The following is a 718-nucleotide window of genomic DNA, read 5'->3' on the forward strand; positions in this document are numbered from 1 at the left end:
CAGTCAGGCCAAACATTTTACTGATACCGCGCGCGTCCCAGGCGACGGTCGGGCTCAGCTGTGTGACGCTGGGGCAGGCCATTTCAGCGAAATAAATGTTGCGTGCACCCTGATACAGCTTGCCGCACACCTCGGCGGTTCCACCCAGTTCGGTATACAGGAATGGGGTGTAGACCAGATGATGCAGCCCGGTTGGGATCAGAATACGCTCAAGGAAGCCGTAAATAGCGACCCCAAACGGGCCTGCGCCTTTAATCGCAAAGGCCAGTGCGCTAATGCCGTGCTGGGCATAGGGCCAGACGGTGCTCATGACAAAACCGAGCAATATTGCGCTGGGGATCGCCAGAATGGTGACAAAACAGTGGCCAGAGTAGATAGCCATCACGCCGTTAAACTGTTTGCTGGAATAACGGTTAAACAGATAACCGGCAAACGCGCCGATGAGGATACCGGCGAACACGCCCATTTCCAGCACTTGCACGCCCAGCACCATGCCTTGTCCGGCAGGACGCATCTCCGCTGCGGGCACCAGTTTGCCCTGAAGTTGCAGCGTAATGTTCATCGCGTTGATAAAAATGATGAAGGTCACCAGCCCGATCAGCGCGGCATAGCCTTTATCACGCGTGGCAAGGCCGATGGGAATACCAACGGCAAACACCAGCGCCAGATTGGCCAGAATGGCAACGGCGGATTTGGCGATCAGTTGACCAAAACTCTG

The 718-nt window shown here is 56.0% G+C and carries 1 protein-coding gene; it reads right to left on the reverse strand.

Annotated features, from left to right (window positions below):
- Positions 1-718: PTS transporter subunit EIIC (locus J5224_RS32730; RefSeq protein WP_264629087.1), on the reverse strand; the 718-nt coding region annotated here is incomplete at both ends.

The organism is Candidatus Symbiopectobacterium sp. NZEC135, assembly GCF_025962695.1.